Below are 26,042 nucleotides of genomic sequence, written 5' to 3'. Positions count from 1 at the left end.
TCCGACCTTGTGTGTAACATTTTGTTATGTTTTATCAACGTATAAGCGGATAAGTATTGTTCTGAAAACTGTGTTAATGCTTTAAATATTTAATTCGTTCAATAGCTGTACCTTATAATTTAATCATTTCTGCATGGATTTCATCGAAAATATAAAAGAGGGGCTTAATTCCGTAAAGGCAAACCTGCTGCGTTCCATATTAACCGCTTTAATTGTTGCGATTGGTATAATGGCTTTGGTGGGCATGCTCACAACCGTTGATGGAATTGAGCATTCGGTATCAGAAAGCCTGGCAACACTCGGCGTTAACACTTTTGATATTACCTCAAAAGTAAACCGAGGTACGAACACGCAGGGGGTTATCCAGAAAACTTACCCGCCGTTGAGACTTAACGAGACTTTTCGTTTCATTGATCAATATCCTGTTACCTCTACAATAAGTTTATCGGCCAATCTTTCCCAGGTGGCGGAGGTAAAGAGGCTATCTAACAAAACGAATCCTAATGTTGCTGTTGATGGTGCTAATGAGGAGTTCTTTTCTATTAAGGGACTGGAATTTGACCGTGGCAGGGGTTTTTCAAAATTCGAAGTAGAATATGGAACGCAGGTGGCTGTAATTGGATACAAAATTTATTCAACGCTTTTTAAAAGTAATGAAGATGCCGTAGGGCAAAAGATAACGTTTCTCGGGGCTCAGTTTAAGGTTATTGGCGTGCTTAAAGAAAAGGGGCAGCTTGCTGAGGATAATTATGACAACATGGTAATAATTCCTATTGTAAAGGCTAATCAGCTAGCTCAGGGGAATGGTCTGTCTTATACACTTACCGTTGGTATTTCAGACCCTTCGCAAATGGAAAATGCCATGGGAGAAGCTACTGGCGTGATGCGTAGAATAAGGGGTGACGCTGTTGGCAAAGAAAACTCTTTTGAATTGGAAAAAAGTGAGACCCTGGCGCAGGAGCTAGAAAGCATTACTTCCGGTCTGCGTTTCGCAGGGTTCGGTGTGGGTTTTATTACCTTACTAGGTGCTTCTATCGCTTTGATGAATATCATGCTTGTTTCCGTAACAGAGAGAACAAGGGAGGTAGGGGTAAGGAAGGCATTGGGAGCTACACCAGCGCGAATCAGGCAGCAGTTTGTAATTGAAGCAATTGTAGTCTGCCTTTTAGGTGGTATTGTAGGGATAATACTTGGGATATTGATAGGGAACCTGCTTGCTAAAATAATGAGCATAAACTCCTTTGTTATTCCTTGGTTGTGGATGTCTATCGGTATGATTGTGTGTGTGGGAGTAGGGTTGTTATCAGGTTATTATCCGGCTCATAAAGCATCAAAACTTGACCCGATTGAGTCACTCAGATTTGAATAATTGAGTATTTGAATAATTGAGTAACAGTGCAGTTCAAGTGTAGCAGTTAGAGACAACACCTGAACTGTCATATTTCTAGGGAGGAGTAAACTTTCTTTTATTTGCGTATACCTGATGATGGTGTTCTGCGATTGCTTATTCCCAAAATCAGCTATTTCTTCGGTTCCAACCTTATACACCCTTATAGCGACTTGTCATTATCTTTCCCTAAACATGAACAGGTTGCCGTAATAAACACATCAAGCGAGGGGTAATGGCTTAACAAGTTATGTTTTTTTTAAAACAAGATGTGATTACAAAAGGGGATTCAGTACTTTATAAACGTTATTAGCAACAATACGGTGGCCCTCCGGGTTTGGATGAATACCATCCGCCTGATTTAATTTTTCGTTTCCTGCCACATCCTGGAGAAGGAAGGGGATAAGGACTGCTTTGTTCTGCCTTGCCAACGCGGGGAAAAGGTCCTTAAATTTTGATGAATACTCCGGGCCCATATTTGGAGGGACCATCATTCCAGCAATAACAATTTTTGTTTGCGGATATTTACTTTTTACTTTATCTATTATCGCTTGAAGGTTCTTTTTGGTCTGTTCTAAAGGGAGACCACGTAGTCCGTCATTGGCGCCTAGCTCAAGAACAAAAATATCAATGGGCTGTCTCAATACCCAATCTATTCTTGTTAATCCTCCTGCTGAAGTCTCACCACTTAATCCCGCATTAACCGCCTTTGTTGGCTTCCCGCTTTTTATCAATTGTTGTTCAATTAGAGATGGAAAAGCTTCTTCGGGCGACAGGCCGTAGCCGGCAGTAAGACTATCACCATAAAATAAGATCACTTTTGGTTTGTCTGAAGCCTGAATAAAAAAGAGTATTGAAATAAATAGCAGTGTTTTTGCGACCATTCGTGTAAACAGTTTAACTTTTACCATACTGTTGAAACAATTTTAACTGATATACGCTTTAAAAAGTTACTATCTTAAGCAAAAACCATGTCACAAGCCGTACTTGAAGCTGAAAACCTAACTAAAATTTATCGATCTGCAGAAAAAGAATTGATGGTGCTCGACCATATTTCTTTTTCTGTTAAACAAAGCGATTCGATCTCAATTATTGGCCCTTCCGGAAGCGGTAAAACAACGCTTCTAGGTTTATGTGCAGGCCTTGATGTAGCTTCAGGCGGTTCTGTTTCTCTAATGGGTTTTAAACTTAACGCGATGAACGAAGACGATCGGGCATACATCCGTAATCAATACGTCGGCTTCGTGTTCCAGAACTTTCAATTGCTTTCTACATTAACAGCGCTAGAAAATGTGATGGTCCCTTTGGAGCTAAGAGGTGAGCGAAATGTAATGCCGAAGGCAAAAGAATTATTGGATCGTGTAGGCTTAAGCGGGAGACTTCACCATTATCCCAGCCAGCTTTCAGGAGGTGAACAACAAAGGGTAGCTATGGCGCGTGCATTTATTACCGATCCTAAAATACTATTTGCTGATGAACCTACAGGAAATCTTGATGAGGAGAATGCTTATCACATTACTGAACTTCTATTTGGCATGAACAAGGAACAGGGAACAACGCTTGTGCTCGTAACTCATAACCTTGAACTTGCTCAACGCACGCAACGCATTCTTAGAATGCGAGGAGGCAAGCTTGTTGACGATGTTGTAGGTAGAGTAGCTTCGAACTATTAAGTCAGAATTAAATACAGCATTAGTTATTAAGCGGACGTGAAATAAATGATTGAATACGTAATCAAGATCAAGCGTAAGAATAGGTCTATATTCAAAGATAGATGGGTATGGAGTATGGCATGGCGCGACGCGCGTCATAACTTTTCGCGCCTGGTGCTGTTTGTAGCTGCGCTTGTAGTAGGAATAGCTGCAGTAGTGGCGCTAGACTCGATGAATAACTCTTTGCAGAACGATATCAATAGCAATGCAAAAGAACTTCTGGGTGCCGATCTGGTAATTAATGGCGAAAGGAAATTCGAAGGGGAACTAAAAGCCAAATTTGATTCACTTCAATTGCCACAAGCGTCAGAAGCAGATATGGCATCTATGGTTTTGTTTTTGAACAATGGACAATCGCGCTTAATAAGATTAGTAGCTCTCAAAGGAGACTTTCCTTTTTATGGAAAGGTAGAAACACAGCCTGCCGACGCATACAGCAAAATTAAGACTGGTAAATTTGCCATGCTGGATGAGTCTCTTGCGAGTCAGTATGAGGTTAGTTCTGACGACTCCCTTCGCATAGGCAGTAGTGTATTCAAGGTGTCCGGCGTTGTAGCCAAAATTCCAGGAGGAGGGGGAATAACAAGTACCTTTACTCCTTCTGTATACATTTCTATGGATGAACTGGATTCAACACGATTAATTCAGTACGGAAGCAGGGTTAACTTCAAGCAGTACATTAAAACAAGTTCGGAAGAAGAAACTACACAAACCTTAAACAATTTTAAGCCTTTTATCAGGAAGAATGGTTACTCTTATGAGACCATAGAAGGACGGAGAGAAGGTCTGGGAGAAGGTTTTAATTCTGTTTATAAATTCTTCTCGCTGCTGGCTTTTGTAGCATTGGTGCTGGGATGTATTGGCATAGCCAGTGCAGTTCATATTTATGCAAGAGAAAAACGCGAGGAGGTAGCAGTGCTGCGTTGTATTGGTTCAACAGGCTGGCAAGCTTTTAATATCTTCTTTATACAAATTTTCGTCCTCGGCCTATTAGGTAGTATAGTGGGGTCGTTAATAGGTATCGGAATCCAACAGCTAATCCCTGTCCTATTAAAAGGTGTTGTTCCATTTGAGATTTCAACAGGCATTTCCTGGAAGTCAGTAGGAATGGGTGTGCTTATCGGTGCAGTAATTTCAATACTTTTCTCCATCCTTCCTTTAGTGGCTGTAAGGTTTGTTCCACCGCTGTCGGTGCTAAGATCAGATTTTAGTCCCGAACGAATAGTTTCAAAAACAAAGGTAGTAGCCATTATCTGTATTGCCTTGTTTCCGATCGCATTTGCTGCATATCAAACACAAAGTATTCTTACCGGGGTATACTTCTTTCTGGGTTTGATCGTCGCTCTTGGCTTTCTCACACTTGTTGCCATAGCACTTCTTTACCTGGTCAGAAAATTTTTCCCTTACAACGCAGGATTTATTTGGAAACACTCTCTCTCGGGGTTATTCAGACCAAACAATCAAACCCGAGTGCTAATGGTAACGATTGGCTTGGGTGCTTTCATTATTTCTACTTTAAATATTGTAGAGCAGAGTATGTTAAGCCAGGTAGAGTTTACAGGAAGAGAGAACCAGTCTAATACAATTCTCTTTGACATTCAACCACATCAACGAGAAGGTGTTATAAAACTAATGAAAGAGAACAACCTTGAGGTTAACCAGGTTGTACCTATTATTACTTGCAGGTTAAGTGAGGTAAAGGGAAAATCAGTAGAAGTACTGCAAAAGGATACAACCGATAAAATTCCTAACTGGGCATTAACACGTGAGTATAGGGTAACCTATCGGGATAGCCTCCATAATTCGGAAGAACTTATTAAAGGAGAATTGCACAGTAAAAAGCAGTCCAAGGATTCTGTTTGGGTGACGATATCAGAAGGCATGGAAGAAAACCTTGGAGTTACGATTGGAGATTCACTCGTATTTGATATTCAGGGTGTGCCATTAAAGGCATTTATTTCGGGAGTAAGAAAAGTTGAGTGGCCTAAAGATCCTCCTAATTTTATATTTGTCTTTCCTAAAGGAGTGCTTGAAAATGCTCCGCAGTTTTACGTAACATCAACAAGGATCAAGGAACAACAGCAAGCGAATAATTTTCAGCAGCAGCTTATCCTTCAGTTCCCCAACGTTTCCCTGATTGACTTGCGACTTATTTTAAGTACAGTAAACGAGCTGTTTGATAAACTTGGATTAGTTGTAAGGTTTCTTGCATTGTTCAGTATTATTACGGGACTGATTGTACTTGCAGGGGCTGTAATCAATAGTAAATTTTTGAGAATTAAGGAGAATGTCTTATTACGCACGGTAGGAGCACGGACTAGCCAAATCACCAAAATTACCCTCATTGAGTATGCTTATCTCGGATTGTTTTCCGCGTTTACAGGAATGGTACTTTCACTGGCAGGTGGTTATCTGCTGACAACCTTTTTCTTCGAAATTAAATTTGCGTTCGATTGGAAGGAGATAGGTGTAATAAGCTTTAGTGTAATCTTTCTTACCATGCTAATAGGATGGATAAACCTCCGCGAAGTAATTAACACGCCGCCATTACAGGTGCTAAGAAAGGAGGGGTAAATCCGGTGAGGTCATATTACATTACGTTCTTTTGAGATGGCTTGCCTCCGTATAAGTCATCAAAAGTTAGAATATCTTGAGATGGCACGGTTCGTTTAAGCATCCCGATGTGATAGAGTAAACACATACTCAACAGGATAAAGATAACGGCGTAACCAAAATTGGTTATAATCGAGTTAAAGAAAGCCCATCCTTGGTAGGCAATGAGATCGTAAGTGAATACGCTTATGCCTAACATGACACTGCTTACAATATACCATACACCTTCCCGTTCATACACTACAGCTCTTACCAAAACGTAAATTGAATACAGTAACAAAACAAGCGTGAAAGATAGGTATACCGGTAAGAACTGCGTATAAAGAGAAGCTTCTGTAAAGACTGTGCACAAAACAAAAATAATATTGCAGCCAATAAAGAAGTATTTGAATAAGGTATTTACATCTTCAGGAAAGAGACTTGACAAAAAGAATACTGCCCATACCATTGCAAGATATAACGTAATGTATTCAATTTTGACACAGAGCTCCCACGGAATTTCAGGATACTTTACTGTTAAGATATACAAATTTGAGAATATTGCGCGTATAGCCCAGGTAAAACAAAGCAGGGAGAAGTAAATTGATGTAATATTTCTTTTGTAGAAGATATACGTGAACAGAAACGCTCCTGACAAACATCCTAATAAAACGATTAGTATTATATTACTGTTTACAGCTACATTTCGTTTAAAGTTTAAATTTTCATGCAATCCGATAATAATGCTTTGTCTTACCCCACCTTTTGCATGTCTGTAATTGGAGGCATGAATTACAATGTCAAGCGTGTCATCTGAAACTGGAATGGAAACGGTTTTTGGAAGCCATTGAGGAATCGATGTTTCCTTCGAACGACCAACAATGCCGTTACTGGAAGTAAGTTTCTTATTTATCCATAACGCATAGCTTGAGTAAAAATGCGGAACTTCAAGGGTGAGTTGCTGTGGTTTTGATAGGAGCACTGTCAGGTGATAGGTAGCGTAGCCCTTGCCAGGTTGCAGCGATTTTGAACTCTCATTCCATGTTGAAGGAAAATAGATGTAATCCTGGACATTTGATATTGCAGGAAAGCTATCGGGAGGTATAAGCTGGCTCATGTAAAATCCCCACTCTCCGTTCAGATGTACATTTCCCTGCTCTTTAAAATTCCATTGTCTCAAATCAATTACTCCTTGCCTTACAAATACTGATTGTGCCTGCAAAGTAGTGGCGATAGCAATGAGAAGAAATAAAATAGATAAAGATCGCAAGATCGTAGCTTCTGGTCTCGAAAGATAGTAAAAAGTTAGCTCAGTCAACAGTTTGCTACTCCTACTGCATTAATCTAAACGTAACATTTATATTTACTTTGCGGTTTTTATGATCGGAGGTGGCAGTAGCAATAATAGAAGAACAGGCTTTGTATCCCGTTCTTCTATCATTTAAAAGGATCTCAATTAATCACAATCTTTTTCAAATCACTCTTCGCTGGCCCGTTAACTACCTTTCCTTCTGTGGTAAACCTTGAGCCATGACATGGACAATCAAATGATTTCTCACTTCCATTCCATTGAACAACACAACCAAGATGTGGACATATCGCTGAATAAGTGTGCAGTACATTTTTTTCATCACGGTATACCGCAGCCTTTTTTACACCCAGATTCATAATTGCCCCCTGGTTTGGTTCCAATTCATTGATGGTTTTTATGTCGCCAGGGCTTAGATAATCGAGATATTGAACTGTCATGTTGCTAACTTCTGTAAGGTATTCCTTGGTAGCCTTCGCAGTAATGCGTGAGGGATCATAAATCTTCTCCCATGGATTTTCTATACCCTGAATCAAGTCAGCGATTAACATTCCAGATATAGTGCCATGGGTCATGCCGTTTCCCGAATCTCCCGTGGCGATGTACGTACTTTTATCACCAGGATTTTTTCCAATAAATGCGAGTGCATCTACGGGTTCCATTACCTGACCAGACCAATGATAAACAATATCGATAACCTGAGGAAAGTGCTGCTGTGTCCAGCTTATTAGGTTTGAATATCTGTTCTCCTCCGGAATATTTTCTTCTTCGGCTTGTCCCGTTTTGTGGTCTTCTCCTCCAACAATTAACAAGTCGAACTGTTCATTATAAGGTTGTAACCTTGCATAGTGATAAGGATCCGTGACCCACTTGGAATCCATGTCTCCTGAGTCCCACCAAAGTGAATACTCAAGCATCCCCTTTGGCACCAATGCGCCAATGACATAAGTGCGATAAGGATGTTGTTTGGTATGCATGGTAACAATGTCATTTACCGGAGTATTGGTAGCTACAACAACATAATTCGCAGTAAGTGTATGGTCATTGGCTACAACTATTTGTTGTTTGAATTCCGTAGCCCTTGTCTCTGTATAAATTCTTCCTCCAAGTCGGATGACTGCATCTGCAAGCCCCTTTAAATATTTCATTGGGTGAAATTGTGCCTGACTGGGAAAGCGCAAACTTGGTCCCATAGCATGAATGCCTCCCGGAACGTTTGGTAGTAATTCAGTAGGAATTCCTGCCCTCCTTGTAGCATCAAGTTCTTCCTCTAATGTCTTGATCTCGTCACTAGGATGAAGGAATAAATAGCCATCAATTCTTTTGAAATCACAGTCAATGTTTTCTTCTTTAACGACACGCTCTATAAAGTTTATAGCTGCTGTATGGCTATCTGCTGCTAAACGTGATTCCTGTTCTCCCAACATTGATTCAATCTCAGAATACCGATCATCCAATGCATTAACTATATGCGCCGTCGTTCTTCCTGTTTCACCGCTGCCGATAGCTCCATCTTCAATAACAACAACAGAACGCCCTGCTTTACATAAGCAATATGCTATTGATAATCCTGATATCCCTCCACCAACAACTACTACGTCTGTTAGCAAATCTTCGTTAAGGGGAGTAAATAGAATAGGCTCAGCGGAATCTATCCAGTAGGATATATTAGCTCCTGAAGTTAAAACTCCTGACTGTTGATTTGTTCCTGAAATTATTTGTTGACTCATAAGTATTCTTAATTATATTCCTAAATTCTTCAAGCATTTCTTTACATTGATTTTATCTTTTAAGACACTTGCAAACAGGTCGCCGTGTGTTTGCAGGCGTTCTTGTATGTTGAAAATGTGAAATTGAGAGGGATGTAGCCCGGGCTTTACTTCCTTCCATAACAAGGGCGTTGAAACAATTGCACCAGGTTTTGGTCGCACACTATAAACCGCCGCAAGTGTTTGTCCTTTCTTGTTCTGCAGGTAATCGAGATAGAGTTTTCCATTTCGCTTGTTAAGTGCACGTTCCACGGTGGTAGTCTTGGGTAGCTTTTCTTCCGTAAGACGCGCGATAATTTCGGCAAACGCCCTTATTTCTTCATAAGTATAAGCTGCATGTAATGGAATATAGATATGCAGTCCCGAGGCTCCTGATGTTTTGCAGTACGATTGTGCCCCTGCCTTTTCAAGTATATCATGAACAACTTGCGCAGTTTCAATTACCTGGTCAAAGGTATTTTCTTCTGAGGGATCAAGGTCAAGCACCATATAATCGGGATGATCAAGTTTATTTAATCTTGAATTCCATGGATTCAGTTCAATGCAACCTAGATTGTTCAAATAGAGCAGTGTAGCAAGGTCGTTGCAAATAATATAGTCAACCATTTTATGTGCGCTCTCGGCCTCAATTGCAGAAGTCTTTATCCAATTCGGGATTGAATCTCCCGCATCCTTTTGAAAGAAGCCTTCATCCTTTATTCCGTTAGGGTTTCTTCGTAGAGATTCAGGTCTGTCTTTTAAGTAAGGCAGAATGTACTTATGTATACTATTGTAGTAGTTGATTACGTCTCCCTTTGTGATTTTTTCCGAAGGCCAGTAAACCTTTTGTTTATTAGTAATGGTTAACTCATGGCCGTTGATTTTGATGGTTTCAGATTTTTGCTTCTGATTTTTCTTTGCGGTGTTGTCTTTTATGGAATTTTCAACATGAATAGGTGCATCTATTGAAGTCGTTTCATCAGCTGATTTATCGATACGTAAACCTTGATACACCGGATGGCGTAAAATTCCATCTTCTGTTATTTCAGAAAACTTAATTGCACATACAAGTTCAGGCTCGACCCATGTAACTTGTCCATTTACAGGAATCTTATAATCAAATGGAGATTTTAGTCGTTTAAGAGGCTGAAGTTTTTTATAAAGTTCCTTGAGAATGTCCGTTGTGAAGCCTGTTCCAGTATGTCCAACGTACTTCAGCTTTCCACCTGCTTTAATCGCCAGTACAAGCGCTCCTATAAGTGTGCGGCTACCTCGAGGAGCAGTATATCCTGCAATAATGGCTTCTTGAGTATTATGGTTTTTTATCTTCAGCCAGTCTTTTGATCTTTTTCCTTCAAGATAAGTGCCGTCGGCTCTCTTGGCAATCATACCTTCAAGGTTCATCTTCAGCACATGCTCGAAGAAGCTGTTGCCTTCACCTTCTACGTGGTCTGAATACCGTATGATGCTACCTTTTGGTATTATAGACTGCGCTATTTTTTTTCTTTCTATAAGGGGAAGATGCTTAATTGATTTTCCTTGGTATGACAAGCAATCAAAAACATAATAAAGTATTGGCAAGGAGCGATGCATATCATATTGTTGCAATTTTTGAAAATCGGGTTTGTTATCTTCGTTAAACACAACAATCTCGCCGTCAAAAACTACATCTTCTTTAATAGAAGAAATAGCATCGGCTATTTTAGGGTAGAGCTTTAAAAACGATAGACCATTTCTTGAGTACAACTTAACCGCTCCTTGTTTACTTGCCTCAGCTATTGCTCTATATCCATCCCACTTAATTTCAAAAATCCACTTATCATCATCAAAAGGTTTGTCATGTAAAGTAGCAAGCATTGGTTTTATATAAGAAGTTAGCTTTTCTTTTCCGCTACTTCTTACAGAACGCATCCTTTTGTTATCCACGTTGTTTTCATTTTTTTGCTTATCAACAATAGGCTTTAGTGCTTGAGGCGCTTTAGATGCAGTTACTTTTCTCTTCTTGCTGGTTGCTGTTGCCATCGCTAATATTTTCTGTTTATTAAAAGGAAAATATGGTGCCTTTGGTGATTTTAATTTATAATTCTGATTTTGAGTACGTTGTGCAACATCTTGCAATTAACTGCCGTTTTGTTATTCCTACTTGTAAATGATTAGAAGTTCTGTAATTGGACGAGCTGGAATAATTAGGTAATGCGTATTTAGAACAATGGTACTTGTCCCTTTTTATTAGATTTGGATCACCATAAAGCAGTATAAAGAACAAAAAAGAAACTCTGTTAGCAGTGAGGATAATGAAGAGATTTGTCAGACGAATGATAGTGCTGTTCATCAACGTAGATTTTTAGGTAAATGTTCTATGGAGAAATTAAGACGTAACGATTGCTGCGGAAGAGCATTCGATATTGCGGTAAAAAGGAGTTGGTGACTAGCCGAAATATTAAATGAGTCAGAGAGCTACATTAAATAAGAATTTAAATGTTTAAGTATTACAACTTTCTAATTTAGCAAAACAAGACTTAAGAGAGTGCTTTCTGTAAGTAAAAAGCGATTTTAAGAGGCGTAAAAGATTTGAAACAGGTGATAACAGCCCGACAGATTGGGATAGTCTTAAAGTCATTAATGCCCTTAATGGGTTTTAGGAATTTTAAAAAGAATGCTGAAGTAATATATCTAAAAATACTAAATCACCTGGATGCGTATATTAATTCGCAAACTGCTTTCACCTCAATACAAACGCCGCTTGATTAAGATAGCCAGTACGTTGTGTAAGACAAGGTTAATTTTGTTTAGGATATTTTGTGCGCGATGTATACATAACTAATTGGTTATTATTCCGGTGTTTTTTTAACCCCTTGTTGCATTTTTCTACAAGCAAATGCAAAGGTATTGTGTATTTTTCTACACATTAAAGTAAAAAGTTTCGAAATTTCCTTGATAAACCAATAAATGTTTTAATGGCATAGAAATATCAATATTTGACCGAATAAAATACTGAGTCCTATGCCAAATACCACTTCTACTGATCTTGTGTGCTTCTCTCATTTACGCTGGAATTTTGTCTACCAGAGACCCCAGCATCTAATGAGCCGATATGCGAAGAACGGAAGAGTTTTTTTTGTTGAAGAGCCCATACATGATGCTTCTGGCGATAGCTTTTTAGAGGTAAATAACCCAATAGAAAATATCTGGGTGCTTGTTCCTCACCTGGCACCAGGAAACAGTGATGATATCAATGTCTCTCAACAACGCGAGTTGTTTACCAAATTCTTTTTGGAAAAGGAAATTGTTAACTATTTCTTCTGGTACTACACACCAATGTCATTGGCTTTTTCAGACCACTTCAATCCAATTATCATTATTTACGATTGTATGGATGAGTTGTCGGCTTTTAAGTTTGCTCCTCACGGACTCAGAGAAAAAGAGAACGAACTTTTTGGTAAGGCGGATTTGGTATTTACCGGGGGATATAGCTTGTACGAAGCTAAGAAACATAAGCATCCAGATGTGCATGCGTTTCCGAGTAGTATAGATGTACCTCACTTTAACAAAGCGCGAACTTATAGCGCTGATCCAGAAGATCAGGCTTCCATTCCACATCCAAGAATTGGTTTTTTTGGTGTATTAGATGAGCGAATGGACTTCGATTTAGTTGAAGCAGTAGCAAAACGGAAACCAGATTGGCATTTTGTAATGATTGGGCCTGTAACCAAGATAGATCCAAACTCATTACCAAATCTTACCAATATCCACTACTTGGGAATGAAGCCCTATAGCGAATTACCGGACTATATTTCAGGATGGGATGTTGCTATGATGCCTTTCGCACATAATGAATCCACTCGTTATATAAGTCCTACTAAAACACCTGAGTATTTGGCTGCAGGTAAGCCTGTGGTTTCAACACCAATTATAGATGTCATCCGTCAGTATGGAAGACATGGGCTTGTAAACATTGCAGGTACTTCTGAAGAATTTGTTAGGGTTGTTTCATTAGAACTTGAGAATCATGACAGAGAAGAGTGGCTTGACAATGTTGACGATCTACTCTCTCAAAATTCATGGGATAAGACATGGCAAAAGATGATGTATCTAATAACTAGAAAGCTGAACGAAAAACAAAGAATGACAAGTGTAAAAGAACAAGTGTATGTTTGATTATTTAATAGTAGGTGCTGGGTTTGCAGGAAGTGTTCTGGCCGAGCGGTTGGCGAGTGTTGCTGACAAAAAAGTTTTGATCATTGATCAGCGTGATCATATTGCAGGTAATGCATATGACTATTATAACAAAGATGGAATACTGATCCATAAGTATGGGCCGCATATATTTCATACTAATGCCAAGAGAGTATTTGACTATTTAGGTCAATTTACTCAATGGAGACCGTACGAACATAGAGTTCTTGCTAGTGTAGATGGCCAGTTAGTGCCTATTCCAATTAATCTTACAACGATTAATACACTCTATAACTTGAACCTCGATTGCTCTCAACTTGAAGCTTTCTTTGAATCAAAGGCTGAGAAGAAAGATAAAATTCTGACTTCAGAAGATGTGGTTGTTAGTAAAGTAGGAAAGGAACTATACGAGAAATTCTTTAAATACTATACGCGTAAGCAGTGGGATCTCGATCCTTCTGAGCTTGATGCTTCTGTAACAGCTCGTGTTCCGACACGTACTAATAAAGATGATCGTTATTTTACGGATACATTTCAGGCAATGCCATTGCATGGATATACTAAAATGTTTCAAAAAATGCTTTCGCATCCGAACATCAAGATCATGTTGAACACGGACTATAGAGAAATTATTGATGTTATACCTTACAAGTTTCTGATTTATACAGGACCAATAGATAGCTTCTTTAACTATTGTTATGGAAGACTTCCTTACAGATCATTGGAGTTCAAGTTTGAAACTCTGGATACGGAAGTATTCCAGGCAACAGGTACAGTAAATTATCCTAATGAGCATGCTTATACAAGGATCACGGAATTTAAGTATCTGACTGGCCAAAAGCATCCTAAAACGTCAATAGTTTATGAGTATCCCAAGGCAGAGGGAGATCCTTATTATCCGATCCCAAGGCCTGAGAATGCTGAGATATATAAGAAGTATCAGCAATTGGCTAATGCAATGACTAATACATACTTTACGGGACGTCTTGCTACTTATAAGTATTACAATATGGACCAGGTCGTTGCGCAGTCTTTGGCTTTGTTTGATAAGATATCGCAACAGCAATCAGAGAAACATGTTAATGGAGAAAAAGTTTTCCAAACTACCTGAAATTTGGGGAGGTATAGAGTGTTCGTATAATAGGGTAGGAGATAATTTTTTTGATCAGTTACAGTATAATAATCATTACCAGAGGATAGAAAGTGATATAGCATTGTTTTCTGAACTCGGTATTCAATCCATGCGGTATCCCATTATTTGGGAAAGGCTTAAGCCCCGCATGGATTCTACTATAGATTGGACCTTTACTGACAGGGCTTTAAAGGCACTTAAATCATCTAACATAAAACCCATTGCTGGTCTTGTTCACCATGGCAGTGGTCCGCTATATGCAGATATACTTCACCCTGAATTTCCGAACAGGCTTGCGGAATTTGCAAGACAAGTTGCATTGAGGTATCCGTGGATAGAGTATTATACACCCGTAAATGAACCGCTCACGACAGCTCGCTTTTGCTGCTTGTATGGGTTCTGGTTTCCTCATCAGAAAGATGATAAGTCATTTGTACGGGCTTTACTAAATGAATTGAAAGGTGTAGTGCTTTCAATGAAAGCAATACGGGAAGTAAATCCGCATGCTAAACTGATACAAACTGAAGACCTCGCCAAGGTATACAGTACACCACTGTTGCGGTACCAGGCAGATTTTGAAAATCAGAGGCGCTGGCTGACTTACGATTTATTGTGCGGAAAGGTAAATAAACATCATACTATGGCTAATTACTTAATGGCGAACGGTATGAGCGAAGGTGATTTCGTCTTTTTTCAGGAAAATCATTGCCCTCCTGATATTATTGGTTTGGACTATTATGCTACCTCTGAAAGATACCTAGACGAAAACATTTCTAAATATCCACCTGAGAAGCTAGGCGGCAACAATAAATTACGGTATGCCGATGTTGAAGCTGTTCGTATCCGGTTGAGTGAAACTTCAGGCCCGAAAGTACTGATATCCGAAGTATGGGAACGCTATCATATTCCCTTGGTTCTAACAGAGGTACATATCAATTGCGATGAGGATAACAAGATCAGATGGTTTGGGCAGATACGTAATACTTGTATTGAACTAATTAACAAAGGAGTAGACCTTCGTGCTCTCACTACTTGGGCTATGCTTGGGTCTTATGGTTGGAATCGCTTGCTGACTAATGATGGCGGGGACTACGAAGCTGGAGCATTTGATATGAGTTCAGGTACACCCTCACCTACACCGCTAGCAGAGTATATAAGCCGACTTTCGGAGGAACCAGAATACGTTCATTCGGTAATGTCAGAACCTGGTTGGTGGCAGGAAGAATATCGGTTATTATTTGAAAATGAAGTATGGCAGGAAACACCAAATGAGCCTGCCTTAAAAGAAGATTGCGCGGAAAGATAATTTAACAAGATATGCAAAAAGGAGGTAAAAAAAGGCCACTGCGTAAAGAGCAAGTTCAAAGTCGCCCGGGCAAAGAAGCTAAAATGACTCCTAAGCCTGATGCCGTCCCAGAAGAAAAACCATTGGGTAAATTACATAGGAAGATTGCATTGATAACAGGTGGAGATAGCGGAATTGGAAGAGCAGTAGCCTTATTATTTGCAAAAGAAGGTGCTGATATCGCCATTGCATATTTAAATGAACACGAAGATGCGGAAGAGACAAAATTGCTGGTAGAAGAAAAAGGTCGCACTTGTATTATTATACCTGGAGACCTTAGTAAGGAAACGAATTGTAAGCGAGCTGTTGAGAAAACGGTCAAAAAGTTTGGTAAAATAGATGTTTTAGTAAATAATGCAGCTATACACTATGAGTCAAAGAAACTGGAAGACATTACCACAGAACAACTCTTAAAAACTTTCTCTACCAATATTTTTTCATATTTCTGGATCACAAAGTACGCCCTTCCTTCAATAACTTCCGGCGGAAGCATTATTAACACAACATCTGTTACTGCTTATAGGGGCAGTGGTGGACTAATTGATTATGCCTCAACAAAGGGAGCTATCGTTAGTTTTACGAGAAGCCTGGCTGCAAATCTGGTCAAACGAAAGATAAGAGTTAATGGTGTTGCGCCTGGACCAATATGGACTCCGTTGATTGCATCATCTTTCAAATCCGAAAAGGTCTCTAAATTCGGAAGTGATGCTCCTATGGAAAGAGCAGGAGAACCAGCTGAAGTAGCTCCTAGCTATCTCTTTCTTGCTTGCAGCGACAGTTCTTATATGACTGGGCAGGTTTTGCATCCAAATGGAGGAGAAATCATAAACGGTTAAATTATCTTTTAATAGTTACCATTACTATTTGACTTGTATTGATATGCGGTTATAGTTAGAGTGGCTGTTCTGTCATGGAATAGTCTGCTGAAAGAACACATCTGTCATTATGATTTGTCATTATTGGTAATAATTTTTCATTTTGCAGCTATTTCTTAAGCAGCATTAAAAATTCAAGATTACCCTGTGATATATTCATTGGGTTTAATGCTGCTTGGTTGTTTACATTGTAGCGTAAATCTTACCTCTCTTATATTTTTTTATTGATCCTACTTGAAGTCTGCACAGATTTTGTTGAGTTTTGAAACGTTAATTAATTATTAAACTCTTGCTCGTTATTCGTAACAGAAATTGAGACTTGATTAATAGACAACTAGGTAAACCAATCAATATAGAACAACTCTATCTGATAAATTTTCAATTGATCAGAATCTCCTCAAGTAAATATGAAATCAACAAAGGTTAAAGGTCTGCCGGCTTTTGCTGACAGACAATGGTCTGAATTAAAAGCTAACCAATGGTATGAAGAAAAAGGCTGGCTTTTAGGTTGTAATTATGCTCCATCGACGGCTGTTAACCAGCTCGAGATGTGGGAATCCGAAACTTTTGATCCTATTACCATAGAAAGAGAACTGGGATGGGCTGCAAATCTTGGCTTCAATTCAATCCGTGTTTTCCTTCACGACTTATTGTGGAAGCACGATTCCCAAGGTTTGCTGAATAGAATGGAAACATTCTTACGCATTGCAGACAGTCATGGTATTGGTGTTATGTTCGTGTTATTCGACAGCGTATGGAATCCATTTCCTGAGCCAGGGAAACGTGAATATAAGATGGGTGTCCATAACTCTGGATGGCTTCAAAGTCCCGGGCTCGAAGTATTGAAAAATCCAAAAAGGCATAATGAACTCGAAGATTATGTGAAGGGCGTGCTGACGCATTTCGCTAATGATAAACGCATTCACGTATGGGATCTATACAATGAGCCATGTAATAGAAATATTGCCTCCTATGGCGCTCATGAGCCTGAAGACAAAGCCGATTTAGCACTTGTGTTGCTTCGTAAAGTATTTACCTGGGCTCGTGAAGTAAATCCATCTCAACCGCTTACTTCAGGTGTTTGGGTAGGAGAGTGGACTGAAAATGAAATCAAAGAACTTGATCAGTTTATGTTAGAAAGTTCTGATGTAATTACATTTCACAACTATGATTCTCCCGAGGAAATGGAGCGCAGAATTATAAAACTACAACGCTTCAACAGGCCCGTACTTTGTACCGAGTATATGGCGCGTGGTTTCAATAATACGTTTGAGAGCATCATCCCAATATTTGAAAAGCATAAGGTAAGTGGCTATAACTGGGGACTTGTTGCGGGTAAAACACAAACAAGTTATCCTTGGGATTCATGGACCGTTAGTTACGCAGGTGAACCTTCATTGTGGTTTCACGATATTTTCCGTGCTGATGGTACACCATACAAAGAAGAAGAAATAAATTACTTAAGTCGTTTTAAACAAAAGAAAAACGACCGCCCTGCTATGTAAGATATTTGTTAAACCCTGTTAGTAGAAGCGCCCCCGCGGGCGCTTTTTATGTTTACATGCTACGAGGAACAGCGATTGACAAATCTGACGACGGTGTCCTTTGCTATTTCTTTTTGTCTTTAGCTTTCTGAAGATTTTCCTTAATTCTGAATTTAACAATTTTTGTTATTAAAGTATGCGGAAGCGGTGCATCCATTGGAAACCTGATTGCTCCTTTGCTGCTTTCGTAGGCAGAAAGTTCTTTTTTAAATGCGTCAATACCAGAAGGAGCAGGGTAAAAACCAATATGGTTTTTGAATGCTGCAAAGTGCACTAGGTTACCATGCAAGACTAAAGTAGGCATAGCATATTTGATCGCTTCTTCCGCATTTGGTGCAGCCTTCTTTATTGTTGCACGCATATCTTTCAGCTTTTTCTGAATTTCTTCAGGAAAGCCATCAATGTACTCATCGACATTTTTTGCAAGCACCGTTTTCATACTCATAATATTTTTTACAAATATATTTATTGTGCGTGCAAGCTTAGTAGGTTCGGATGCGGCATTCTATGAGGGGTAATGCGACTAAGTGCTGACTATTTGGGATTTCACTGCGGACACCCATGTCTTTTATATCTGAAATCCTACTTTATTAACTTATTGTTCTTTTAACGCGTCAACAGGATTAGCTCTTGCTGCCTTTAATGACTGCAAGCCCACTGTTAATAGCGATATCACCATAATAAACAGTCCTGCTTTAATAAACAGCGTAGGAGTAATAGAAATTCGATATGTAAATTCCTGAAGCCACCTCCAGCTTGCGTAGTAACTAAAAGGAATTGCAATGAAGAAAGCTACACATAATAACAACATATAATTTTTGGCAAGTTGAATTACCAGCGTCCCCTCTCCGGCGCCCAAGACTTTACGAATGCTAATTTCTTTGTATTTCTGTGAGGTAGTATATATCACCAACCCTAAAAGACCAACGCACGCAACCAGGATCGCAAAGCCTGTGAAGAATGAAAATAGCGTGTTTAGTTTTTCCTCTGATTTATACATCTTGTCAAAGTTGTCATCTAAAAATTTATACTCGAAGGGCCACTCCGCAGTAAGAGTACTCCAGGATTTTTTCAGGTGTGAGAGGGTAGTTGAAACATCGGTTGGCTTGATTCTCAAGGTTACGGATGAATATGACGATTTAAATATATGAAGTACAACGGGAGTGATACTTTCACGCATGCTGTTTAATTGAACATCTTTAACTACACCAATTACTTTCCCTCTTTTTAATGAATCTCCATATTGCCAATCTATTTCGTGCTGTAGCGCATCCTCTGGATTGTCATAACCCAACATCTTTATTGCAGACTCACTTAAAATAAAGGCTTGTTGCTCATCTGTAGCTATTTCTTTTGAAAAATCACGTCCTGCAAGAAGCTCAAGTCCTACAGTTTTCACATAATCATGGTCTGCTGTAAGCATACTTACACTGTACTCCTTATTTGTTGCCTTGTCTTTAATTGTTTCACCTGCATATGCCTCTCCAGGTAGTCCATAACCTAATGTAGCGCTTAAAATGTTAGGATGGTTTACAAGTGTTTGCTTGGTAGTCTCAAGTCGTTCAAACATCTCACCTCTGAGCTGTAACACGATAAGATTATCCTTGTTAAATCCCATATCAGTATTTCGCATATAGTTATATTGCTGTGATACGGTGAGGGACGCTACAATAAGGAAGAAAGCAAGAACAAATTGAAGCACGACTAAACCTTTCCTTAGCAGGGTGCTTTCGGAACCACCTGACAGCCTATTAGCTAGAATACTTGCCGGTCTAAAACCCGAGATATAGAATGCAGGATAGGACCCTGCAGCAATTCCAGTTAGAATGGCCAAGGACATTAGGGCAACAACAAGTTGTGGTTCAAGAAAGATATGGACTGGAATGTCTTTGTCAGCGAATGAATTTAATGAAGGTAGTATGGCACTCGCCAAGGTTACGCCAATTATTAAAGCGATAAATGCAATAATAACTGATTCACTAATGAACTGATAAATGAGTTGAATACGAACAGCTCCTACAACTTTGCGTAAACCAACTTCTTTTACCCGACTGACAGCGCGAGCTGTTGAGAGATTTACAAAATTGAGAATTGCAATAACTAATATAAATATACTTGTGGCAATAAGAACATAAACGGTTTGAATGTTCCCCCTTCTTGCTACATCCCAGGATTGATTATAAGCGTGAAGATGCACATCCTTCAAGGGCATTAAATGAGGGGTGTAGAAATCCTCTTCATCTGCTTTACCTCTTGCGATATCTTTTATTTTAGATTCAAGCAACAAAGTATTGGTACCGGGCTTTAACTTAATATAAGTGACCATTCCGCTCCAACCCCAATCGCTCATTCTATCAGGACGGGCCGTAGCCAATTCTTCCATTGCAATTAAATAATTAAAATCAAGATGGGTATGTTTAGGGAAATCCTCAAATACAGCAGTAACATTATAGTCTTCACCGTTGATCTTAATGCTCTGACCGAGCGCACTACTTTCACCAAAATATTTTTCCTTCAGTGTTTTATTTATGCCAACTTCATTAGGCTTCTTTAATGCATTATTGGCGTTCCCTTCGATAAGCTCAAGGCTAAACATTTTAAAAAAGCTAGGATCTGCCAACCCTCCCTTGTCTTCTGTAAATTTTTTATTTCGCACCTCAAACAGAGGAGGGGTATAAAGATTCATAAATCGTGTGAAGTATTCGACTTCCGGATACTCTGCTGCAAGTGTTGGGGCTATAACAGCGGGGATAATTGCAAAGTCTCTTCCTTCTCTGAAATGTTCATTAAAAATGCGGTATTTAAGATTAACATCTTCAATGTGTTTGTCGAATTTTAATTCATCATAAACAAACAATGAAATGATGAGAAATGAAGTCATGCTTATGGCCATTCCGCTGATGTTGATCACGCTGAAAAGCTTGTTTTTCACAAGGTTTCTCCATCCAATCCTTAAGTAACTATTAAACATACGTAATTATTTACTTGTCTATTTTATGCGTTAATGACCGGCTTGAGAATCGGTAGCACGTTGCTTATTATTCTGGCGCGAACTTTCTCCTTCACATTAAATGATAATTGTAATCTAGAACTCGTGCCTATCGTATTCACTTCCGATGACTGTATGCTAGATTGAGCATTGTAATGTTAAGAACTATGCCAATACTTAGAACTTGAAATTGATCGATTTTACCCGTATCGATAAATTACGCACGTTCAAATCTGGACAAAAACGTTCGATACCGATCCTGACAGTGACAGTTGTGAAGTTCGTTTCTTAGTTAGATAAATATGCTTTTTTCATTTCAATCTCTATTTCTATCGAAATGACAGTATCAAAGAAATAGCAGAAGTTTAACCTGAATTTGAAGTTAGCATCCATCAAAAGTATTTACTATTTTAAAGCTGTTTACTAAACCAATTATGATGCTATGAATTCGAGAAGAAACTTTCTTGCTACGGCGCTCGGTGTCGCGGGGCTTGCTGCTGGCAGTGGTTTTGCGCATGCAAAAGACAATGACTTATCTTCAGCTCAACTTCCTTCTTTAAAGGGAAGAAAAGTATTGTTTACTTATGGTGGGTGGGATGGCCATGAACCGCAAAAGTATTTTGATTATATCACTACCTGGCTTAAGGAGGAGGGAGCAGAGGTTACAACTTCTCCGACGCTTGATCCATATGCAGACAAATCCTTAATGGATTCAATAGACCTGGTTATACAAATCTATACAATGTCATCAATCACTAAAGAACAGGAGAAAGGCTTGATTGAAGCAGTTGAGAAAAATGGCACAGGCCTTACAGGATGGCACGGGGGCCTGTGTGATGCCTTCAGAAACAATGTAGATTACCAATATATGACAGGTGGCCAGTGGGTGGCACATCCAGGTAACTATGTAGATTATGAAGTGAACATCATCGATCATCAAGATGAGGTGACAAAAGGGTTAAAAGATTTTGCAATGAAGAGCGAACAATATTATATGCATGTCGATCCTAATGTAAAAGTACTTGCTACTACACGTTTTAACGGCAAGATTAATTCGTGGATTGATGGTTGTGTTATGCCCGTTACATGGAAGAAAATGCATGGGAAGGGGAGGGTGTTTTATACTTCTATCGGTCATAACCTAGATCATATCAAAGAGAAACCTGATGCGATCGAAATGCTGAAACGAGGAATAAAATGGGCGAGCGCTAGCAAATATGAACCGGCTGAAAAATGGCTGAGCCCCATTTACGCAAAACACAACAAAAAGTAATAGAGAGAAATAAATCGAAGTATTTACTTAAGTTAAATGTCAACGGTTCAAGTTTAAGCTTGAACCGTTTGTTGTTTAAATCTTTTTTATTTTTCGATCTGTTACCACCGTTAATTGCAATAAAATAATCCTAATTATTTCCTTCTATTACAGTCGGACTTTTTAATTAGGACTCTGCATTTTCTTTACATCTTCCAGCGTAAACACTTTATATTCAATACCAAGACGTTTAGCATTTTCTTCTACTGTTTGTTCAAAACCTGCCTCCTTTCTTCTTTTGTTTACACCGGGAGCATCTTTTATAGGCCAAATAATCATTTTAAATTCTTTTCTACCAGTTTGTGCATTCATCGTTTCTAAACCCTTTCCTTGCGTTCCATAAATCTGCTCTTCACCTTTGTACATGAGCCAACGATCAAGCATCATAGCATAAAGTTTAAAAGGAAGTTCTTTTTTATCAGCTGCTCGTTTTATCATGGGCAAGTGTTTTTCAATGTTAGGAGAATGCTGGATAACAAAAAAGACAGCTTCGTTGGTAGGGGTACCTACTAAACTTTGACCAGGATAGCCATATTGTTGTATGATTTGTTCAATCCTTATTAAGTTTAAAGAATCTGTTTCCTGCATTTTTCTCATCAGATAATCAGGAAGTTCTTCTTTTGAAATTTTGTAGACAGCTGCAACGGAGTCCGCTTTAGTTCTAGTTAAACCTGAGAAGAGAAGTTGTCTGTATTTTTGATCCGCAGTGTAAATGCTGTCTAACTCTTTTTTAAGACTTAAATTACTTGTGGTCTGCCCAAAGGTAAATAAACAGCATGACCACATAAATAGTCCTATGATAATCCGTTGCATACAGTTCAATAACAACCAGTCGAAATTGTGTAATCTTATAAGCTGTCGAAACTTACAAAAAAATACGCAGTAACGGAGCCACTTTCTTTTAATTTAGCATTTCTATTACCATGGTGAAAACATTGTACTTATGTGTTTTGTTTTGCATTTACCTCGCTTCTAAATTGATGAACCCAATAAAATCAAGCCCTGATCTTTTGAAAACGAAACACCATTTCGAGATCCTTGATGGGTTAAGAGGTGTTGCAGCGCTAGCTGTTGTTATTTTTCACTTTATGGAATGGGTGTTCCCTGACTTTAGTAAAAACTTTATAGCGCATGGTTTCTTGGCGGTTGATTTTTTCTTTTGTTTATCTGGCTTTGTTATTGGGTATGCCTATGATGGCCGCTTACCAAAAATTGGACTAGGAGAATTCTTTAAGTTAAGGTTAATAAGATTACACCCTTTGGTTGTTCTGGGCTCTGTCGTAGGATTACTAGGTTTTCTTTTTGATCCTTTTGCATTATCCTCCGCTTACGACATAAGAGCACTTGCTTTGCTTTTTGTTTGCTCCGTTTTTCTTATTCCTCTTCCATTAATGGAAGAACGTTTCTTTAACCTCTTTGCCTTAAACGCTCCAGCTTGGTCGCTTTTTTGGGAATATGTTGCCAATGTTTTTTATGCATTGGTTCTTTATAAAGTCCGCAATCGTTCTCTCGCAGTATTAACAATGCTGGCTGCTGTTGGTATTTGTATCGTTAGCTATAGAACGGGCAATTTGTTAGGTGGATGGTCAAAAGATAATTTTCTTGACGGTGGTGCGCGTGTAGCTTGTTCGTTTTTAGCAGGTCTCTTTCTTTATCGTTCTAATTGGATTATTAAAAACAATCTTGGGTTTGCGGGCCTGTCTATTTTGTTGTTTTTTGCCTTTATCATGCCTTGGTCTGATTGGAATTGGCTAACAGAGACACTTGTTGTACTCTTCTATTTTCCGCTGATGGTTTCCCTCGGAGCCGGTTCTATCTTGTCACCTAGGTTGAAAAAGGTTTGTCAATTTTCTGGTAATATATCTTATCCACTATATATGACGCATTATGCAGCTATATGGATTTTTGGAAGTTACTTTACAAGTAAAAAGCCTTTGACTAATGAACTAGTCTTTATCGTCATATTGGGTGTCGTTTTCTTGATCGTTGCAGCCTATGCTGCCATGGTGTTCTATGACGTACCTGTCAGGCGCTATCTGAGTAAGGGAAGGGAAAAGAAAGATAGTTAGCAAGAGTTATTGTTAATAGGCCACTCTTCATACTACAAATCTTGCTATTAACATTTGATGATGAATCATAATACGTTCTGGAAAGTTTTTAATTAAATGATTGTCTGAAAGCTAATGGAGAAAGTTGTGTCTTTGCCTTAAATAATTTGCTAAAGGATTGTGGATGTTCAAAACCCAACTCGTAAGCTATTTCGCTTATAGAAAATGTGGTTGTCGATAATTTTTCCTTCGCTTTTTCAATAATTGCATTTTGGATATATTGTTGTGTGTTTAGCCCCGTTAATGATCTAAGCATATCGCTTAAATAGCGCTGGGATAGTTGCAATTGTGTGCTAATGTATTGTACGGACGGAACACCATTTTTCAATCCGTTTCCATTTTCAAAATAGTTATTCAGTAGTTGATCTAATGTATTTATAATATCGTTGTTAAACGGTTTTCGTGTAAGGAATTGACGATTATAAAAACGGTTACTATAATTTAATAAGAGTTCGAGTTGTGATACTACAATATCCTGGCTGAATTGATCAATGTTGTTTCCCAATTCATTTCCTATAGAAGTAAATAAGTTGGCTATTACCTCTTTTTCTTTTGTAGATAGAAATAATGCTTCGGAAACACTATACGAAAAAAATCCATATTGGTTTATCGAATTTCCCAGAGGATAATTTCGTATAAAATCGGGATGGAAGTATAGAGCAAAGCCTTCATAACCTTGCGTGTCTTCAGGTGAAAATACAACCTGCTTTGGTTTCAGGAAAGCCAATCCACCTTCTTTAAAGTCATAGTACCCTTGACCGTATTTTGTCTGTCCGCGGAAGTTAGGTCTGAATGAAATTTTATAGAAATCAATGGTTATTTTTTGTCCTTTTCTCAGCATCTCTACCGGGGCATCGTTGTAATTTACCAGTGCAATTAATGGATGTAGTGGTGTTGGTAGATGCAATTCATGCATCAACTGCGAGATGCTTTCAATATGAAGAATTTCTGAATGGTTGTGCATAAATAAATAAACCAACGTTTCTACATATATCAGTCTTGTCTTGCAGGACGAATAACAATATCTCCTACCTCGACATCGTTTGGCTGACTAATAGCATAAATTACAGCATTAGCCACAGCTTTCGGATCGATAGCCATTTGTTCCACTACCTGTGCGATAGACGTTTTCATCGCTTCTGTTTTTACACTTTTAACAGCAAAATCTGTTTTTATATATCCAGGTGAGATTCCTGTTATTCTTATGCTGCCGTCCGACTCTTGTCGAAATGCTTCTGCAATGGTACGCACTGCATTTTTTGTTCCTGCATATACGCCTTGGGTTGGTGAAATTTTTATTCCTGACGTTGAAATGATATTAACGATATGACCAGATTGCTGATGTTTAAAAACGGGAATTGCCGCTGCCATTCCATATAAAACACCTTTTATATTGATGTCAATCATTTCGTCCCAGCCGTCAACATCAAGGTTGTCTATCCTGCTAAGCCGGGCTACGCCTGCATTATTAATAATAACATCTAGTTTTTGAAATTTTTCAACCGCCAGATTTACCAGGCGCACCAAGTCCGTTTTGTTGCTTACATCGGTTTTTGAAAAAACAGCTTCACCTCCATTGTTCCTGATTTCTTCAACAGTCATCTCCAATTGCTCAGTTCTTCTTGCTCCTAATACAACTTTTGCACCATGCTGCGCCAGTTCTATTGCTGTAACTTTACCAATACCACTACTCGCTCCTGTAATAGCAACTACTTTTCCTTTTATACTTTGCATAAACTTTCTCCTTATCGTTATTATGCAAAGGTCATATTCGGTTGGGTGAAATAAGTAACCAGATTGGTATTTTTCGTAG

19 protein-coding genes are annotated in these 26,042 nt (G+C 38.8%); 10 read left to right on the top strand and 9 right to left on the bottom strand.

All coding sequences use genetic code 11. The features are described 5' to 3' along the window. The first annotated feature begins 133 nt into the window (after positions 1–133). Entirely contained in the window at positions 134–1,369 is a 1,236-nt protein-coding gene (locus tag KK060_RS04655; RefSeq protein ID WP_254152528.1) for an ABC transporter permease, read from the top strand. Between the two features lie 293 nt (positions 1,370–1,662). Here the strand turns inward: KK060_RS04655 and KK060_RS04650 are convergent, their stop codons facing one another. Next, positions 1,663–2,298: an arylesterase gene (locus KK060_RS04650; protein ID WP_254152527.1), complete on the bottom strand. Its 636-nt coding sequence runs from the start codon at positions 2,296–2,298 to the stop codon at positions 1,663–1,665. Positions 2,299–2,358: 60 nt separating this feature from the next. Between KK060_RS04650 and KK060_RS04645 the strand changes: the two genes are divergently transcribed. Together KK060_RS04645 and KK060_RS04640 are read left to right on the top strand one after the other, a co-directional pair. After that, positions 2,359–3,060 (top strand): ABC transporter ATP-binding protein, encoded by a 702-nt coding sequence (locus tag KK060_RS04645; protein ID WP_254152526.1) that lies wholly within the window; start codon positions 2,359–2,361, stop codon positions 3,058–3,060. Between the two features lie 45 nt (positions 3,061–3,105). After that, on the top strand, positions 3,106–5,673 hold the full coding sequence (locus KK060_RS04640; protein WP_254152525.1) for an ABC transporter permease: 2,568 nt from the start codon (positions 3,106–3,108) through the stop codon (positions 5,671–5,673). Positions 5,674–5,689: 16 nt separating this feature from the next. Here the strand turns inward: KK060_RS04640 and KK060_RS04635 are convergent, their stop codons facing one another. From KK060_RS04635 to ligD, 3 genes are all read right to left on the bottom strand, one after another. Further along, the gene (locus tag KK060_RS04635; protein WP_254152524.1) at positions 5,690–6,961 is read right to left on the bottom strand and encodes a 7TM diverse intracellular signaling domain-containing protein; all 1,272 of its coding nucleotides are present in this window, start codon (positions 6,959–6,961) and stop codon (positions 5,690–5,692) included. Positions 6,962–7,143: 182 nt separating this feature from the next. Then, the gene (locus tag KK060_RS04630) at positions 7,144–8,730 is read right to left on the bottom strand and encodes an FAD-dependent oxidoreductase (protein WP_254152523.1); all 1,587 of its coding nucleotides are present in this window, start codon (positions 8,728–8,730) and stop codon (positions 7,144–7,146) included. Positions 8,731–8,742: 12 nt separating this feature from the next. After that, positions 8,743–10,770 carry a DNA ligase D gene (ligD, locus tag KK060_RS04625; protein WP_254152522.1) on the bottom strand — a complete coding sequence of 676 codons (2,028 nt, stop codon included), beginning with the start codon at positions 10,768–10,770 and terminating at the stop codon, positions 8,743–8,745. 981 nt (positions 10,771–11,751) lie between these two features. Between ligD and KK060_RS04620 the strand changes: the two genes are divergently transcribed. The 5 genes from KK060_RS04620 (at position 11,752) to KK060_RS04600 (ending at position 17,781) form a co-directional block, all read left to right on the top strand. Continuing rightward, the gene (locus KK060_RS04620; protein ID WP_254152521.1) at positions 11,752–12,906 is read left to right on the top strand and encodes a glycosyltransferase family 1 protein; all 1,155 of its coding nucleotides are present in this window, start codon (positions 11,752–11,754) and stop codon (positions 12,904–12,906) included. Further along, a complete protein-coding gene (glf, locus tag KK060_RS04615) occupies positions 12,899–14,035 on the top strand; it encodes a UDP-galactopyranose mutase (RefSeq protein ID WP_254152520.1) in 1,137 nt (378 codons plus the stop codon). Before KK060_RS04620 ends, glf begins: the two co-directional genes overlap by 8 nt. Continuing rightward, positions 14,007–15,362: a family 1 glycosylhydrolase gene (locus KK060_RS04610; RefSeq protein ID WP_254152519.1), complete on the top strand. Its 1,356-nt coding sequence runs from the start codon at positions 14,007–14,009 to the stop codon at positions 15,360–15,362. The genes glf and KK060_RS04610 overlap by 29 nt, the downstream gene beginning before the upstream one ends. Positions 15,363–15,373: 11 nt before the next feature. Further along, positions 15,374–16,237 (top strand): SDR family oxidoreductase, encoded by an 864-nt coding sequence (locus KK060_RS04605; RefSeq protein WP_254152518.1) that lies wholly within the window; start codon positions 15,374–15,376, stop codon positions 16,235–16,237. Positions 16,238–16,683: 446 nt separating this feature from the next. Next, on the top strand, positions 16,684–17,781 hold the full coding sequence (locus KK060_RS04600) for a glycoside hydrolase 5 family protein (RefSeq protein WP_254152517.1): 1,098 nt from the start codon (positions 16,684–16,686) through the stop codon (positions 17,779–17,781). 103 nt (positions 17,782–17,884) lie between these two features. On the opposite strand, the gene KK060_RS04595 is transcribed toward KK060_RS04600, so the two are convergent. Beyond that, positions 17,885–18,259, bottom strand: a complete 375-nt coding sequence (locus tag KK060_RS04595) for an iron chaperone (protein ID WP_367397460.1) — start codon at positions 18,257–18,259, stop codon at positions 17,885–17,887. A 156-nt stretch (positions 18,260–18,415) separates the two neighbouring features. Next, complete coding sequence (locus KK060_RS04590; RefSeq protein WP_254152515.1) at positions 18,416–20,791, bottom strand: ABC transporter permease; 2,376 nt, start codon at positions 20,789–20,791, stop codon at positions 18,416–18,418. A gap of 460 nt (positions 20,792–21,251) precedes the next feature. On the opposite strand from KK060_RS04590, the gene KK060_RS04585 reads away from it, so the two are divergent. Beyond that, complete coding sequence (locus KK060_RS04585; protein ID WP_254152514.1) at positions 21,252–22,082, top strand: ThuA domain-containing protein; 831 nt, start codon at positions 21,252–21,254, stop codon at positions 22,080–22,082. Between the two features lie 162 nt (positions 22,083–22,244). On the opposite strand, the gene KK060_RS04580 is transcribed toward KK060_RS04585, so the two are convergent. After that, entirely contained in the window at positions 22,245–22,934 is a 690-nt protein-coding gene (locus KK060_RS04580) for a DUF6624 domain-containing protein (protein WP_254152513.1), read from the bottom strand. 167 nt (positions 22,935–23,101) lie between these two features. On the opposite strand from KK060_RS04580, the gene KK060_RS04575 reads away from it, so the two are divergent. Further along, positions 23,102–24,190 (top strand): acyltransferase family protein, encoded by a 1,089-nt coding sequence (locus tag KK060_RS04575; RefSeq protein WP_254152512.1) that lies wholly within the window; start codon positions 23,102–23,104, stop codon positions 24,188–24,190. An 88-nt stretch (positions 24,191–24,278) separates the two neighbouring features. Here the strand turns inward: KK060_RS04575 and KK060_RS04570 are convergent, their stop codons facing one another. Continuing rightward, on the bottom strand, positions 24,279–25,193 hold the full coding sequence (locus KK060_RS04570; RefSeq protein WP_254152511.1) for an AraC family transcriptional regulator: 915 nt from the start codon (positions 25,191–25,193) through the stop codon (positions 24,279–24,281). Positions 25,194–25,222: 29 nt separating this feature from the next. Further along, the gene (locus KK060_RS04565) at positions 25,223–25,963 is read right to left on the bottom strand and encodes an SDR family oxidoreductase (RefSeq protein ID WP_254152510.1); all 741 of its coding nucleotides are present in this window, start codon (positions 25,961–25,963) and stop codon (positions 25,223–25,225) included. Positions 25,964–26,042: the final 79 nt, after the last annotated feature.

It is taken from the genome of Chryseosolibacter indicum, assembly GCF_018598585.1.
Classification (GTDB): Bacteria; Bacteroidota; Bacteroidia; order Cytophagales; family Cyclobacteriaceae; genus Chryseosolibacter; species Chryseosolibacter indicus.
The sequence above is the reverse complement of the archived record's forward strand: the minus strand, read 5'-3'. Positions and strand labels throughout refer to the sequence as shown.

Excerpts from the sequence above, each read along its gene's own strand:
- KK060_RS04655 (WP_254152528.1), top strand. The coding sequence starts at position 134 with ATGGATTTCATCGAAAATATAAAAGAGGGGCTTAATTCCGTAAAGGCA.
- KK060_RS04650 (WP_254152527.1), bottom strand. The coding sequence starts at position 2,298 with ATGGTAAAAGTTAAACTGTTTACACGAATGGTCGCAAAAACACTGCTA.
- KK060_RS04645 (WP_254152526.1), top strand. The coding sequence starts at position 2,359 with ATGTCACAAGCCGTACTTGAAGCTGAAAACCTAACTAAAATTTATCGA.
- KK060_RS04640 (WP_254152525.1), top strand. The coding sequence starts at position 3,106 with ATGATTGAATACGTAATCAAGATCAAGCGTAAGAATAGGTCTATATTC.
- KK060_RS04630 (WP_254152523.1), bottom strand. The coding sequence starts at position 8,730 with ATGAGTCAACAAATAATTTCAGGAACAAATCAACAGTCAGGAGTTTTA.
- ligD (WP_254152522.1), bottom strand. The coding sequence starts at position 10,770 with ATGGCAACAGCAACCAGCAAGAAGAGAAAAGTAACTGCATCTAAAGCG.
- KK060_RS04620 (WP_254152521.1), top strand. The coding sequence starts at position 11,752 with ATGCCAAATACCACTTCTACTGATCTTGTGTGCTTCTCTCATTTACGC.
- glf (WP_254152520.1), top strand. The coding sequence starts at position 12,899 with ATGTTTGATTATTTAATAGTAGGTGCTGGGTTTGCAGGAAGTGTTCTG.
- KK060_RS04610 (WP_254152519.1), top strand. The coding sequence starts at position 14,007 with ATGGAGAAAAAGTTTTCCAAACTACCTGAAATTTGGGGAGGTATAGAG.
- KK060_RS04605 (WP_254152518.1), top strand. The coding sequence starts at position 15,374 with ATGCAAAAAGGAGGTAAAAAAAGGCCACTGCGTAAAGAGCAAGTTCAA.
- KK060_RS04600 (WP_254152517.1), top strand. The coding sequence starts at position 16,684 with ATGAAATCAACAAAGGTTAAAGGTCTGCCGGCTTTTGCTGACAGACAA.
- KK060_RS04595 (WP_367397460.1), bottom strand. The coding sequence starts at position 18,259 with ATGAAAACGGTGCTTGCAAAAAATGTCGATGAGTACATTGATGGCTTT.
- KK060_RS04590 (WP_254152515.1), bottom strand. The coding sequence starts at position 20,791 with ATGTTTAATAGTTACTTAAGGATTGGATGGAGAAACCTTGTGAAAAAC.
- KK060_RS04585 (WP_254152514.1), top strand. The coding sequence starts at position 21,252 with ATGAATTCGAGAAGAAACTTTCTTGCTACGGCGCTCGGTGTCGCGGGG.
- KK060_RS04580 (WP_254152513.1), bottom strand. The coding sequence starts at position 22,934 with ATGCAACGGATTATCATAGGACTATTTATGTGGTCATGCTGTTTATTT.
- KK060_RS04575 (WP_254152512.1), top strand. The coding sequence starts at position 23,102 with ATGAACCCAATAAAATCAAGCCCTGATCTTTTGAAAACGAAACACCAT.
- KK060_RS04570 (WP_254152511.1), bottom strand. The coding sequence starts at position 25,193 with ATGCACAACCATTCAGAAATTCTTCATATTGAAAGCATCTCGCAGTTG.
- KK060_RS04565 (WP_254152510.1), bottom strand. The coding sequence starts at position 25,963 with ATGCAAAGTATAAAAGGAAAAGTAGTTGCTATTACAGGAGCGAGTAGT.